We start from the raw sequence: 13,294 nt of genomic DNA, 5'->3' as shown, positions 1-13,294 counted from the left end.
TCCGTTTCACGCGTATTTACGGCGTGATGGCGGCGGAGTGCCGGTCATCGTTCGCACGAGACCGGAAGGTCGACCTTCTGCGATCGTAAGCAGGTCACGCGACAGGATCGGCATCGAGATCTGATCTTCTTCACGCTCGGCAACCGTGACCAGGAATTGCGTTGAAAGGCCTGCGAGCGGATCATCTTCGACAAGTTGCGGCAGGGCAACGCCATCGATGATTACAAGATCGTAGTCACGTGCGATGTCTGCGAAATCGAAAGCTTCGCGGATGTTCATCCGGTGGTGCTTGTACTTCGGCAATCCGGAGACCAGCGAAAGAAAGGAAATATCCAGCTCGTCGTAGTCGACAACCCTTTCGCGAAGCGTTCCGCCAATGTCTTCCATATCGTCGATGCTCAGGTCGTGGCTGAGCATTCGCTGTTTCGGTTCACCATCGGCGAGGAGCACGTGCAATCCGCGCTGGGCCGCCCCGAGGGCGAGGGCAAGGGCAGCAATGGTCTGGCCATGGCCAAGGGCGGGAGAGGTCAGAAAGACGATCCGCGTGCCGTTTTGGGCAGGCGCGCTCTGGATGGATGCAATGATCTGGTCAACGCCTTGTCCGAAAGACCATCCAGGTCCGGCGTCGTCCGAATAAAACTGCTCGATCGCATCTTGTACGGCAGAGATGGCGTCGGAGCTGAGCGGACGGACACTGCCGTTTTCGTCGGTTTCCGTCAGCCAGGGCAGCTGGCTGATAACTTTCAGCCCGGGTTCTGATTGGGGCACCTGCCTGGAGGGAGTGCGTTTGCTTCTCGTCCGCGTTCCCGGCAGCCCCACTGATGAGCGTGCATTGTGGGAGGTGTCGACAACCGTGGTTACGGGAGCAAGCGACTGTGCAGGGCCGGCGACGGCCATTGCAGGTTCGGGGTTCTGCAGGAACTCCGGCAACAGGTGTTTTTTGGCAATGCGAATGGCTTCGCCACCAACGGCGATTATGGTGCCGAACAGCAGACCCAGGATTCCGGCCAGCACCACCATGATCTTCCGTTTCGGGTAGACCGGGCTTTCCGGTGGAATGGCAGGCGAAATGATGCGGGCATTGGGGAGAACAACCTGGTCGAGCTGCGAAATTTCCTTGGCCCGGCTCAGTGCTATCTCATAAAGCTGCCGTGTTGCCTGTGCTTCCGTTTCCAATTCACGCAACCTGATGGAAGCCGCCTGGTCAACGTCGGAAAGATTTCGCGTGGAATCGAGCTGCTGCTCGAGCCTGGAAACCCGTTCCTGATTGACCTGGACATCGATGCGTGTGGATTCCGCAATCCGCCTGATTTCGTCCCGGATGAGATTGCGCAACCGTTCCAGCTGGGATCTTGCCTGCACGACAGACGGATGTGAGGGCAGAAGATCGGCCATCAGCTGAGCTTCCGTGCGTGCAGCCGTGGCATATTGCTGGCGAAGTGAGGAGATCGTGGGGGAGTTGACCACATCTCCGATGGATTCCGCGTCGACACCGCTCTGCAGAACCCGCTGGATTTCATCGTATTTGGCGGTTGCTTCCGCCAGTGCCGCACGGGCATCGATGAGCCTGGAATTCAGTCCGGTCAGTTCCTGTCCCGTCAGCAGCGACCCCTCGTCGGAGTTCTGCAGCTTGTTGGCCGCGCGGAATTTCTGGATTTCTTCTTCGGCTTGCCTCAGGCGTTCCCGCAAATCCACCAGCCGATCATCGATCTGGGCGGCGGCTTCGTCCGAGGCCAGGTCAACTTGCCGTTTCTGGTCGGACAGATAGCTCTCGGCGATCGAATTCGCCAGAACGGCAGCCTGGACCGGTGAAGGGGATTCCGCGGCAATATTGATGACGAAGGTCTGACCAACGCGCTTGACGCTGGTTGCATCTGCAAGAGCTTCGACCGCGGCGGTCTCCTGCGCTTCAAGCGTTGCGGCGTCCTTCTTGGTTGCCCCGAAGATCAGGCTCTTGAACTGGCTCATCAGCCCCGGCTTGCCTTCGCCGAAATGAGGATCTTCAGCCAGGTTGTTTTCCCGGGCGACGGGGCGCAGCACTGTGTCGGAATGGATGACCGACATCTGACTGTCGATCACTTCCGAGCCTTGTCCCGTGCGGCTCGGGCGGTTCGGGTCATCGAAAGGCTGGCGGACAGTTGGGTCAAACAGGACTTGCGAGGAGGCTCTGAAGATCGGTGTGATGGTCAGGGAGTAGGCGGCAGTCAACGCTGCAAAAACAAATGCAATTGCCGCGATCAGGAAGATGCGGCGGCGCAAGACCTGAAAAATGGACAGGATGTCCAGAGCAATGGCGTCGCGGCCTTGAAGGGCCACCTTATCGTAAGCCGGGTTTTCTACCTGTCTGGGGTCCACAAAAAGTCACCTTATGTCCTCGCGGGCATGCGTCTTATTGCTTGTAAGCACTTATGGTTAGTGAACTGCTAATTTGCGGCAAGACTACGGTGCTCCGACACCACGAAGCCCGCTGTCATTTGCCTGCGGCCAGAGAGGGGGGCACTAGTTCTGCGAACGATTGTCCCAGGTGCGAACCACTGCATGCGGCAGTAGCGCGGCAAGCAAGAAAATCAGCCAGTTCAGGGAAAAGGAACGAAACCAGGCGCTCTCCAGCATGTTGTGACAGGTGACGAAGAGGATCAACGAATAGCAGAGAGAGGCAATCCGGTAATCCAGCGTAACGACCCGGGCTGCGGAAAACAGAGCGGTCAGGATAACCAGGAACAATAGCGAAATTCCGACAATGCCGAGTTCGAGCATGACATCGAGATAACCGTTATGAGCCTGGATCAGCAAAATGACGAAACCCGGCGCCTCACGGAAGGCAATTGAATCGGACCCCGTGGCCCAGAAAGAGGCATAGCCCTGGCCAAGTACCGGGGCTCTGGAAATCACATCCACGACAAACGCCCAGATGAACGTCCGGCCGGTGTAGGTCTCGTCATTGAACAGGAACAGAGACAGGTCCGAGAACCCGAACCGCGTAAGGAGCGAGAGGAAGGACAGAAGAACGGCGCCGGTAACCGCTCCGAAAATCAGCAGCAATGCGGCATTGATACGGAAGAGGAAGGCCATGCCGACTGCAATATAGGCGATGATCGGCATGAGGACGGCAAGCCCGAGGGATGTTTTCGACTGGCTGAGAACAAGCAGGCCAAAAGCCAGTGCCGAAATGATCAGCATGCCGAAACGTTTCAGAAAACCGCGCGAAACCAGAAATCCGTAGATATTGAACATCATGGCCAAAGCCATGACCGCGCCCAGATTGTTTTTCTGGGTGTAGATGCCTGCGTGACCGATAGGTGTCGGCGGTAGCAGGACGACTGCAACCGCATTCATCAGAACAACGGTATTCATCAGCAGCATCAGTCGGCCTAGCAGTGAGCGGGCGTCGTCCGTGAACGAAACCGAAATCACAAGGCTCATCACAATGATGATCTGCAAGACCACGCGGCGAAACGCAATTCCGGGTGCATGAGACCAGAGCACGCTCGTGACAGCGAGCAGCAGATAAAGCATCAGGATCCAGATAAGCGGACTTTTCAGAACCGTAAATGCGTTAAGCAAGCGTCGCCCCGCCGATACCAGCAGAACCATGAACAGGCAGATCCAGAACAACTGGTTCAATGCGTTGGACTTTGACGCGCTGATGTTGGCCGCGGTGTCTTCACCTCCGGACGACACCAGAAAGAATGGGCTGATCAACATCGGATAGGCGAGCAGCAGCACCGGAATCCAGTTGAAGATCCTGTCCAGCAACGTTTGCCCGTGCATGGCGGCCTGTGGCCCGGACTGTTCAACGGGGTGAACTGTCAAATCCCAGTCTCCAGATCAATTGCAGCTGCAGAAGCTTTCTGCCGGCCCGCACCGCTAGGTCAGTCACTAGGCATGATTCGCAGCTGTCAGCTCAATCTATCAGTCACGATTTCGCACAGTCGACTGCAAATTCCGCATCAACTGTCGTGCCTGGATGGCGCGGTTCATAGCGCGTCTGCGTTGAGCCCCAAGGCATCGACCATAGCCGGCTCGACGGTTCTTTTGACGTTGTCGGTCATCAGACCGAAGCCTTCGTAGTAGTCCCACAACGCCCAGCCAAAGCCGCGTTCCTCCACCACTGTGCGGACGTCCTTGATCCAGGCAAGCCTGCTTCCATCGTCCGGAAGTCCTTTCGGGGGACGGATAGCACTGAATTCGCCAAGCACGATCTGGTCCGGGGAAATGTCATGTTTTTCCGCCCACTGCGATATCGTGTCAAAGCGGCTTTCAATGAAATTCCGGTCAGGTCTTTCACGTTTATAGTAGTCCCTGACACCGTCCATCGCCTTGTCGAAGGCATAGTCGGGAACGTCGACATCGGCTGCCTTTAGGGCGGCGATATGCTGACGTGTCCTCTCTTCGGCAGTCTCCACGTCACCCGCTGTCCAGGGATAGCTGAGGCCCGCGATATAGCGGAGAGGGTCCAATACCCAGGGGAGGGATTGATGGGTGAAATAGAAGGGCTCGTAGAAATGGAAGTCGACGATGATCTTGTCGTCGTAGCCGTCGAGACTCATGTACTCGAGGCCTTCCATGGACCGCCAGCAGCCCGGGGTAAGGACAATCGGCAGGTCTGGCGCAACACTGCGCGCCCTGTCATACAGCTGCTTTTGAGAGACTGACCAGTCTTGGCTGTCTTCTTCGAAACAGACGCCCTGCGGCTCGTTCATAAGTTCCAGCGCGACCTTGTCCGTCGGCAGATCGCGGATCCGCTTGGCGACTTCTTCCACAAGATCGGAGTAGGCCTGAAAGCGCGGGCCATCGGGTGCATCGCGCAAAATGTCGACAGGTGCCCATTCCGTGAGATACGCAGCCGGATGCAGATCGACCATCACGGTAAAGCCGCTGTCCAGTAAGCGAACCGTTATGGATTTCGTATCATCCAGCAATATGCGGCGTTCGCTGTCCGTCGCGGCCAGAAAGACGCCGGCGTCGATCGGAAAGCGAATGAAGTCGAACCCGAGCGCGCGCAGGCGTTCAAGTTCGGCGTCGGAGACCTTGGACAATTCGCCCCGGAACGGTGGCCAGAGATATTTTCCCGGCCGCTCGGGATCCCGATAGGCAAAATTTTGCAGCCTGGAAACATTGATACCCCGTTTGAATTTGGGGATCGAAATCGTCTCCTCCTTCGCTGCCTGAGTTCCGGCAGCGATAGCGTTCTGACGTTCGTCCAGATACAGAAAACCACCAACGAAAACGAGGAAAGCCAGACCAAAAGCAAGCGCGGTCAGCCAGGACCATAGGCGCTTCGACTTTTTTGCGGTCACGTGCGGCTCCGTTGTTGATCTGGGGTCAAGACAGATTCCAGGTCCTGACGGTAACTTTCAAGGATCATTGCAGGGTTGAACCGGTCGTGCAAGATTTGCTCGCTTGCCACTATCTGGCTGCGATAGTGAGCTGATTTTTCCGCCAATTCCTTGAAAGCGGCCGCAATTCCAGCGACATCACCGGGTTTCACGCCGATACCGACATCGATGTCATCAAGATAACCGTCGATACCCGTATCCTTGCCGTAGATAATCGGCAAACCGGCAAACAGCGCTTCCAGGTAGACCATCCCGAAGGTCTCGTTGTAGCTGACCAATGCCATCGCAAGATAGTGCGGCAGAACCTCGAACAGGTCCTTGCTGTTCATCGGTCCAAGAATCCGTACGCTGTCGCCGAGCCCCAGTTCGGCAATTTCCTTTTTCGCCGCTTCCATGGCCTCCGCACTGCCTGGGCCGATCAGGTCCAGTCCGATGTCCGGGTGTGTTTTTTGGAAACCGGCAAATCCCTGCAGCAGGTCGGACATGCCTTTTCGGCGGCGCATGTCCAGATCGAACACGCTGACGAACCGGGGGATCGGATCCTTTACCGGCACTTTGCTGGTGGAGTTCCCAACAATGTTTGGAAGCAGTCTTTCCTTCTCAGGCTGCGCTGGAACATACCTGTGGTAGGTGTCCCGGAACCAGGCGGAGATATGATATATCTTGTCTGCACGTGCCGCGATCCGGCGCATCAGGCTCCGGTACGTCGGCTTGAACAGCAGGATCTTGCGTTCCGATTCACCGCGAACGGAAATGAACAGCCGGGTATCCGGTCCAAACCGTTCCGCCAGCCACAATCCCGCGATGCCTTCAAACGAGAGTTTATGAGCGTGAACGAGGGCAGGCGTCTCGTGCTCGGTCCTCAGCGTCTTAAACACATGTCTTGCGATACGTCGCATCGCCGAGGCGAGACCTATACCCATCGGCAGGCCGAAATAGCGGTAGGAGAATAGCCGCACGCCTTTTATCTCACCGCAATCCTTGAAGCTGGCCTGCCAGGGGAAGCTGGTCCGGTCCATCGTCACGACGATGTGCCTGCCGAAGTCCACGCCGGTGACGAGACGCTCGATTGCGGTGGTTCTGCGATGGAATTGCTGCGGGTTCGGGTAGTCGGCGCTCAGATGCAGGATGAGGGGTGCTGCTGCACCCGGTTCACCGAATTCTGCTCTTGTGTCCATTGTTTCCCTCGGCAGCGAATATTAGCGGCAGAACGGTTGGGCCGCGCTCATCAGTCTTTGATTGCAACAAGGCCGCAGGTCGTTCCATCAGCCTGGTTGATCGTCATTTTCGGGGCAAACTTCTCTCATTACGTTTCAATAAAGAGTGAATGCCGCGACCTTGCGTCACCAACGGCCTCATTCTGGAGCGTCACGAGAGAGCGGAAATGTACAATCGACAAAAATAACTAACTTTAAACGACAGTTCGTCACATTGCCGGCAGGCAGCCCCCAAGGTTGAGTGGCGTCCCCATGTTGGCCGGGAACACGTTTCACGAACAACCTGCTGGTGGAAACTGCGCAGGAGGACGATGAATGCCGAACCAGATCGACGAAGACAGGGACGCCAGGGCGCTCGGCGCGCAAAGCTTCGGCCTGAAGAACAGGCTGTTCCGTATCCTCTGGGGCATAGTCTGGTTCCTTCTGGCCTCCTGGACGCAGCCGTTGCATGGCTGGCGCCGTTGGCTCTTGCGACAGTTCGGAGCGACAGTGGGGGAGGGGGTCTATGTGGCTCCATCCGCCAGGATATGGCATCCGGGCAACCTGATCCTGGAGGATTTCGCCGCGATCGCAGACGGCGCAGATATCTACAACATGGGCCCTGTCACGATCGGCCGGTACGGTGTCGTCTCCAAGCGCGCGCACATTTGCGCGGGAACGCATGACATCAACGACGACAAGTTCCTGCTGATCGCAAAACCCATCGTTCTGGAGGCCTATAGCTGGGTTGCCGCTGAAGCCTTTGTTGGCCCCGGGGTTCGTGTCGGTGAGGGAGCTGTTCTGGGAGCGCGTGCGGTAACGGTGAAAGACCTGGCTCCATGGACTGTTTATGCAGGTAATCCTGCCAAGGCGCTCAAGGAGCGGGCGCGGTTTGAGCGTAGTGACGTGCCGAAGCGGGGATGGCGTGAACCGTTGGAAACCGCCGACTGATTTTCCCTCCGATTCAACGTGCCCGTCAGGCCCATTAAATATCGGTAACTACGAACTTTCTAACGGCTATGTTTACAACTGCTTAGAGACCGATCGGATATTGCTCTAATGCGTTCGCCGCCGTCGTAACCGGGACGAACGTAAAGGGGAGACTGGGAACGGAATGCTGGCAAAAGATTTCGAGAGTGAACTGCTGGGGTGCCGGATCGAAGCAACCGCTATCGGTCCGTTTGCCATCGGGCGTCTTCGCTCCCGGGATGCCATCCAGCTTGTCGAGGCCGCCGTTCAAAAGCGGCAGAACCTCGATATTGCCATCTGCAACGCCCATACGCTCCTGTCAGCGATGGATGATCCCCGCTACGCTGCAACACTCCAGAAAATGACGCTTCTGAACGACGGGATCGGTATCAGTCTTGCCAGCAAGCTGCTCAGGGAAGAGCCGTTTCCGGAAAATCTGAACGGGACTGACCTCATTCCCCGGATCCTGGCGAACATCGGCATTCCGCTGCGGATCTATCTGCTCGGCGCCAAGGAAGAACAGGTTCGCCTTGCCAAGGAGCATATCGAGACTGCCTATCCGAAGCACCAGGTGGTTGGCTACCGGGACGGCTATTTCGCAAGCGATGAACTGGACAGCTTGTGCCAGGGGATCAACGAGGCAAAGCCAGACCTTTTGCTTGTTGCCATGGGGAACCCCAGGCAGGAGACTTTCATCGTTGAGAACCGGTCGGCGCTGGCAGTTCCGGTCGCGATCGGGGTCGGGGCGCTGTTTGACTTCATGTCCGGGGCCGTTGTCCGCGCACCGAAGATTGTTCAGGCCGCTGGCCTTGAGTGGCTGTTCCGCCTGTTGCAGGAACCTCGCCGCCTGTTCCGCCGCTATGTCATAGGCATACCGCGTTTTCTGTTTGCCCTGATGAAAATCAGATTTTCCAGGTCCGGCGTTTCGCGCTAGCTCCCACGTGCAAGGATCTGCCGTAACCGGTCAACGAGCGCTGAATTCGTTGGAGCAGTTTCGGCTTCCGGCAGTTCTGGCCGGGCGATCATGATGACGGGAAGTTTCAAGGTCCGCGCAGCCTCGATCTTGGCGTAGGAACGACTGCCACCACTGTTTTTCGTCACCACATGAGTGATGCTCTTTTCCAGAAACAGCGAGACTTCCTCATCGGCAGATGCCGGGGGGCGGGAGAGGATCAACTCCCAGGCGGGAGGTAATCGTGTTTTGGGCGGCTCGATCATCCGGACAAGACCGAAAATATCGTCTCGAGGAGTGAAGCGCTCGATCTCCTTGCGGCCAATGGCCAGGAAGGCGCGCGCGCCATCAGGCAGGGCCTCGGCCGCATCGTCCATGGTCAGGACATTTGTCCAGGCGTCGCCTTCACCGGGTTGCCAGCATGGCCGTTCCAGGCGCACAAGCGGTACCTTGAGCATCTTGGCGGCTTCGGCCGCGTTACGACTCATCTGGGCAGCGAAGGGATGGGTCGCATCGACAATGACGGTGATCCCTTCGTGCCGCATGAAGGCAAGCAGACCTTCGGAGCCGCCAAAACCGCCGACGCGTGTCGGGACGCCAAGATCAGGCAGGTCACGAACCGCTCCGGCAAAAGAGGCGGTCAGGCGACTTTCCGGAAATGTTTCCGCCAGCGTTCCGGCCAATTGCCGGGCTTCGCTTGTTCCGGCGAGCAGCAGGATATGATCTGCCTTAGCGGTCAAAGCCTGTTTCTCCCAGCACTTTGCCCTGGCGATCGGTGATCAGAACTTCCACATCCACCGGTGCATCGCGCAGGATCTGGCGGACGGCGCCCTTCGTTCGCCGCGCAAGTGGGCCACTGAGATCGATACCGGCAGCCAGGGAGGCATCCAGCACCTCCTTGGCCGTGTTGGCCGAGGCGGCCTGTTCAATCAGATCCGCGGAAGCGTTCTCCTGACGCAGAAGATCCTGCAGGAATTCGAAGTCGACGGAGCTGCGGGCCGAATGCAGATCGAGCGCCCCTTGAGCCAGCTTGGTGAACTTCGCAAATCCGCCTGCGAGGGTCAGCCGGTCAACCGGATGACTGCGCAGGTACTTCAGCAAACCGCCGGCGAAATCCCCCATGTCGAGAAAGGCGGTTTCATCCAGATCGTATCGGGCCTTGACTGCGTCTTCGGAACTGGCGCCGGTTGCGCCAACCACATGTGACAGCCCGACTGCGCGCGCAACATCGATGCCCCGATGAATGGACGCAATCCACGCAGCGCAGGAAAACGGCCGGACGATGCCGGTCGTGCCAAGTACGGACAAGCCGCCCAGGATACCAAGCCTGGGATTCATCGTCTTGAGGGCGAGCTCTGCGCCGCCTTCGATCGAGACCGTTATCTCGACATCGCCGGCCCCGCCATTCAGTTGAGAAACCTCATCGATTGCCGTCCGCATCATCTGGCGCGGCACCGGATTGATGGCAGGTTCGCCCGGCGGGATCGGCAGGCCAGGCCTTGTGACGGTGCCGACACCTTCTCCGGCCCTGAAGATTACTCCAGAACCAGGAGGCAACAGGTTGACGGTCGCACTGACTAAGGCGCCATGGGTCACATCGGGGTCGTCCCCGGCATCCTTGACGATGGCGGCGGACGCCGATTTTCCTGAAAGCGTATGCCGGGTCAGCGCAAAGGAGGCCGTGCCCCCCTTGGGCAGGGTGATTTCGACCGGATCCGGGAAATCGCCGGTCAAAAGGGCCTGATACGCCGCCTTGGTGGCTGCTGTCGCACAGGCTCCCGTCGTCCAGCCCCGCCGCAGCTCTTTTGGCTCTTCCTTCGACATGCTCTTTCTATAGACGATGAAATTCCGCTTTGTGCATATTAGTTTATGTGCGCGATGAAATGTCGTTTTCGCATCGTTTTTGATCGCCGAAGCGCTTGGCGTTACCGGGCCACGCGGGTAAACAGGAACCATGACTGGAGAAGACGACAACAACCGACCGCATGAAGGCTTGCCGGGAGACCTGCCAGGTGGGTTACCCGTGTTCGAACCCGGCTGGGTTTGGCTTGCCGGTGCAGGTCCGGGCGATCCCGGCCTTCTGACACTGCATGCGCTCAATGGTCTGCGCCAGGCCGATGTTGTCGTGTTTGATGCCCTTGTCGATCAGAGCATTCTTGACTGGGTCAAACCGGGAGCCGTGACTGACTACGCGGGCAAGCGCGGCGGCAAACCGAGCCCGAAACAGCGCGACATAACCTTGAAGCTGATCGATTACGCCCGCGAAGGTAATAGAGTGCTTCGCCTGAAGGGCGGCGATCCTTTCGTCTTCGGCCGTGGCGGCGAGGAAGCGCTCGGCCTTGTCGAGGCCGGTGTACCGTTCCGTATCATTCCCGGCATCACCGCCGGTATCGGCGGTCTGGCCTATGCGGGGATTCCCGCAACCCACCGGGACTGCAACCAGGCAGTCACCTTCCTGACAGGCCATGACCAGACGGGCCTCACCCCGGACGCGATCAGCTGGGATGGTATCGCCAAGGGTTCGCCCGTCATTGTCATGTATATGGCGATGAAGCATCTGGACGTCATAGCCGGAAAACTGATTGCCGGTGGACGATCTGTGGATGAACCTGTGGGTATCGTGTGCAATGCGTCCCTTGCAGGCCAGGACGTTCTGGAAACCACGCTGGGCCGCTGCGCTGAAGAAGCGAAGGCTGCCGGGATCGAACCACCGGCAGTTGTTTGTGTCGGTGAGGTTGTCCGTCTGCGCAAGGGGCTCGACTGGCTCGGCGCCCTGTCAGGCAAGGTGCTGGACAGCGACCCGCTAGGCCTGCGCATATCCTCCCGTTCTGCCGATGCCGGCTGACACTGCCAAGGCAAGCGCCAAGGGTGTTCTGATCGCGGCGCCATCGTCAGGTGCTGGCAAGACCACACTGACGCTTGCGTTGCTGCGCGCACTGAAATCTGCCGGGCGTTCGGTCGTTTCCGCCAAGTCCGGCCCAGATTACATCGATCCGAAATTCCACGAAGCTGCCAGCGGGACGCCCTGCATCAACCTGGATGCCTGGGCTATGGACCCGGCGACACTGCAGATGCTTGTCCACCGTCAGGCCGACAGTCATGACGTACTCGTGGTCGAAGGCGCCATGGGGCTTTTCGACGGAGCTGCCAGCGGCAAGGGCTCAGCTGCCGATCTGGCGGCAACGCTGCATCTACCCGTGATTCTCGTTGTCGATTGCGGCAAACAGGCCCAGTCGGTCGCAGCGCTTGTTCATGGGTTTCAAAGCTTCCGGCCGGATATCAATCTCGCAGGCGTTATTCTCAACAAGGTTGGCAGCCCGCGCCACGAAGCCATGTTGCGCGCAGCACTGGCACCGCTCGCCGTGGATGTTCTGGGTGTCTTGCCGCGGGCTCAGGAACTAGGCCTTCCAGAACGCCACCTGGGGCTTGTCCAGGCGGGGGAGCATCCGGATCTGGAAACCTTCCTGGAAAAGGCAAGCGACCTGTGTGCCCGGAATGTAGACCTGAACCGCCTGGAAACATTGGCGGAACCACTGAGCCCTGCCGGTGATAACAGGGAACACCTGCCCGCGCCGCTTGGCCAGTGCATTGCCATAGCCCGGGACGTTGCCTTTGCCTTTTCCTATCCGCATCTGCTGGAGTTCTGGCGAAGGCAGGGCGCGAGGCTCGAGTTCTTCTCGCCACTCGCGGATGAAGCGCCGTCGCCTGATGCCGATGCAATTTTTCTTCCCGGCGGTTATCCGGAGCTACATGCCGGAAAGCTGGCTGCGGCAGACAGGTTCAAGGCTGGGGTCTTGAGGGCCGCAGCCACCGGAAAGCTGATCTATGGCGAGTGTGGTGGCTACATGGCACTCGGCAAGGGCATGATCGATGCCGATGGCACACGCCACGAAATGCTGGGGCTTTTGCCGCTGGAAACCTCGTTTCAGACCCGCAAGCGTCACCTCGGCTACCGAAAAGTCATGCCACTCCGTGACCTACCCTGGCAAATGCCGCTATCCGCACACGAATTCCACTATGCCTCCATAATGTCGGAAGGCGGGGCGGAGCGGCTGTTTTCAGCGGAAGATGCCGAAGGCAACGAACTGGCACAGATGGGGCTGCGCGCCGGACCGGTCATGGGCTCCTTTGCCCATGTCATTGCTGTTGCCTAAACCACCTCAAGCACGACCAGCTCGCAATAGACGTCTTCCTTGGTGTGATAGGGACAATGGGTGATCTCCAGCGTCCTTGTCTTGCCGTCCTGTTCCAGCTGTTCGACCTTGGCCTTGAAGCCGTCGGCCTCCCAGGCGCTATCGCGTACTGTCAGGACGATGGGAGCACCCGGTTTGGCGATGCGCAGCAGTTCGTCGATCCCTTCCGGACCCACATGGCCATTCGTGAAGACGCCAGCGCTGACGATGCCGTCATAAATGTTGTCGTCAATGCCTGAGAGCGTGGCCATCATGTCGGCCTGGGACAGATTGCGGTAAATCCCACGGCTGCGCGAATGCTCCAGCATCGCCGGTGTCAGGTCTATGCCGTCAATGGTCAGGGCTGAATTGCGACTGATCAACTCGCTCCCGACGAGACCGGTCCCACAGCCTGCGTCCAGAACCAGCGCCGTTTTGGGCAGGCGTTTTACCAGTGCTTCCGCTGCAATCCTGGGGCCGACATACCCTATGGTCTGAAGCAGATCGGCATCGTAGGTCTCCGCCCAGTCCGCGTAGAACTTGCGAATGGCATCGGGATCACCGCTGAGAGAAATCGCCTGTTTCAGAAGTGGGTTTTCATCTGTCATGGGATTGCTCCTGTCCGGTCTTAATCCTGTTGAGATTAGGCGAGGGCAGGAGCGATAT

At 58.4% G+C, this 13,294-nt stretch carries 11 protein-coding genes; 4 read left to right on the top strand and 7 right to left on the bottom strand.

The annotated features are described in order from the left end of the window. Positions 1-6: 6 nt before the first annotated feature. The 4 genes from ACP90_RS20870 to ACP90_RS20855 form a co-directional block, all read right to left on the bottom strand. Complete coding sequence (locus tag ACP90_RS20870) at positions 7-2,355, bottom strand: GumC family protein (RefSeq protein ID WP_062489825.1); 2,349 nt, start codon at positions 2,353-2,355, stop codon at positions 7-9. Positions 2,356-2,499: 144 nt separating this feature from the next. Next, the gene (locus ACP90_RS20865; RefSeq protein ID WP_145915819.1) at positions 2,500-3,813 is read right to left on the bottom strand and encodes an O-antigen ligase family protein; all 1,314 of its coding nucleotides are present in this window, start codon (positions 3,811-3,813) and stop codon (positions 2,500-2,502) included. 164 nt (positions 3,814-3,977) lie between these two features. Then, a complete protein-coding gene (locus ACP90_RS20860; RefSeq protein WP_062489822.1) occupies positions 3,978-5,300 on the bottom strand; it encodes a cellulase family glycosylhydrolase in 1,323 nt (440 codons plus the stop codon). Next, the gene (locus tag ACP90_RS20855; protein ID WP_062489820.1) at positions 5,297-6,517 is read right to left on the bottom strand and encodes a glycosyltransferase; all 1,221 of its coding nucleotides are present in this window, start codon (positions 6,515-6,517) and stop codon (positions 5,297-5,299) included. Before ACP90_RS20855 ends, ACP90_RS20860 begins: the two co-directional genes overlap by 4 nt. A 354-nt stretch (positions 6,518-6,871) precedes the next feature. Here ACP90_RS20855 and ACP90_RS20850 point away from each other — a divergent pair, with 354 nt between their 5' ends. Next, positions 6,872-7,486 (top strand): acetyltransferase, encoded by a 615-nt coding sequence (locus ACP90_RS20850; protein WP_055658374.1) that lies wholly within the window; start codon positions 6,872-6,874, stop codon positions 7,484-7,486. Positions 7,487-7,649: 163 nt separating this feature from the next. Continuing rightward, positions 7,650-8,438: a WecB/TagA/CpsF family glycosyltransferase gene (locus tag ACP90_RS20845; RefSeq protein ID WP_062489819.1), complete on the top strand. Its 789-nt coding sequence runs from the start codon at positions 7,650-7,652 to the stop codon at positions 8,436-8,438. Here the strand turns inward: ACP90_RS20845 and ACP90_RS20840 are convergent. Next, positions 8,435-9,196 carry a cobalt-precorrin-6A reductase gene (locus ACP90_RS20840; RefSeq protein ID WP_062489817.1) on the bottom strand — a complete coding sequence of 254 codons (762 nt, stop codon included), beginning with the start codon at positions 9,194-9,196 and terminating at the stop codon, positions 8,435-8,437. The genes ACP90_RS20845 and ACP90_RS20840 overlap by 4 nt on opposite strands. Continuing rightward, on the bottom strand, positions 9,186-10,280 hold the full coding sequence (locus tag ACP90_RS20835; RefSeq protein ID WP_062489815.1) for a cobalt-precorrin-5B (C(1))-methyltransferase: 1,095 nt from the start codon (positions 10,278-10,280) through the stop codon (positions 9,186-9,188). The genes ACP90_RS20840 and ACP90_RS20835 overlap by 11 nt, the downstream gene beginning before the upstream one ends. 130 nt (positions 10,281-10,410) lie before the next feature. On the opposite strand from ACP90_RS20835, the gene cobA reads away from it, so the two are divergent. Both cobA and ACP90_RS20825 read left to right on the top strand, forming a co-directional pair. Next, entirely contained in the window at positions 10,411-11,301 is an 891-nt protein-coding gene (gene cobA, locus ACP90_RS20830; protein WP_208993377.1) for a uroporphyrinogen-III C-methyltransferase, read from the top strand. Continuing rightward, on the top strand, positions 11,291-12,610 hold the full coding sequence (locus tag ACP90_RS20825) for a cobyrinate a,c-diamide synthase (protein ID WP_062489813.1): 1,320 nt from the start codon (positions 11,291-11,293) through the stop codon (positions 12,608-12,610). Before cobA ends, ACP90_RS20825 begins: the two co-directional genes overlap by 11 nt. Here ACP90_RS20825 and ACP90_RS20820 read toward each other — a convergent pair. After that, on the bottom strand, positions 12,607-13,236 hold the full coding sequence (locus ACP90_RS20820) for a class I SAM-dependent methyltransferase (RefSeq protein ID WP_062489811.1): 630 nt from the start codon (positions 13,234-13,236) through the stop codon (positions 12,607-12,609). The two genes, ACP90_RS20825 and ACP90_RS20820, sit on opposite strands and share 4 nt — an antisense overlap. Between the last annotated feature and the right edge of the window lie 58 nt (positions 13,237-13,294).

It is taken from the genome of Labrenzia sp. CP4, assembly GCF_001579905.1.
GTDB classification, from domain to species: Bacteria; Pseudomonadota; Alphaproteobacteria; order Rhizobiales; family Stappiaceae; genus Roseibium; species Roseibium algicola.
Note: the sequence above shows the minus strand (reverse complement) of the source record. Positions and strands in the feature narration are given on the sequence as shown.

What these genes read in the sequence shown, in the direction of transcription:
- cobA (WP_208993377.1), top strand. Translation starts at nt 10,411, where the DNA reads ATGACTGGAGAAGACGACAACAACCGACCGCATGAAGGCTTGCCGGGA.
- ACP90_RS20845 (WP_062489819.1), top strand. Translation starts at nt 7,650, where the DNA reads ATGCTGGCAAAAGATTTCGAGAGTGAACTGCTGGGGTGCCGGATCGAA.
- ACP90_RS20835 (WP_062489815.1), bottom strand. Translation starts at nt 10,280, where the DNA reads ATGTCGAAGGAAGAGCCAAAAGAGCTGCGGCGGGGCTGGACGACGGGA.
- ACP90_RS20850 (WP_055658374.1), top strand. Translation starts at nt 6,872, where the DNA reads ATGCCGAACCAGATCGACGAAGACAGGGACGCCAGGGCGCTCGGCGCG.
- ACP90_RS20855 (WP_062489820.1), bottom strand. Translation starts at nt 6,517, where the DNA reads ATGGACACAAGAGCAGAATTCGGTGAACCGGGTGCAGCAGCACCCCTC.
- ACP90_RS20825 (WP_062489813.1), top strand. Translation starts at nt 11,291, where the DNA reads ATGCCGGCTGACACTGCCAAGGCAAGCGCCAAGGGTGTTCTGATCGCG.
- ACP90_RS20820 (WP_062489811.1), bottom strand. Translation starts at nt 13,236, where the DNA reads ATGACAGATGAAAACCCACTTCTGAAACAGGCGATTTCTCTCAGCGGT.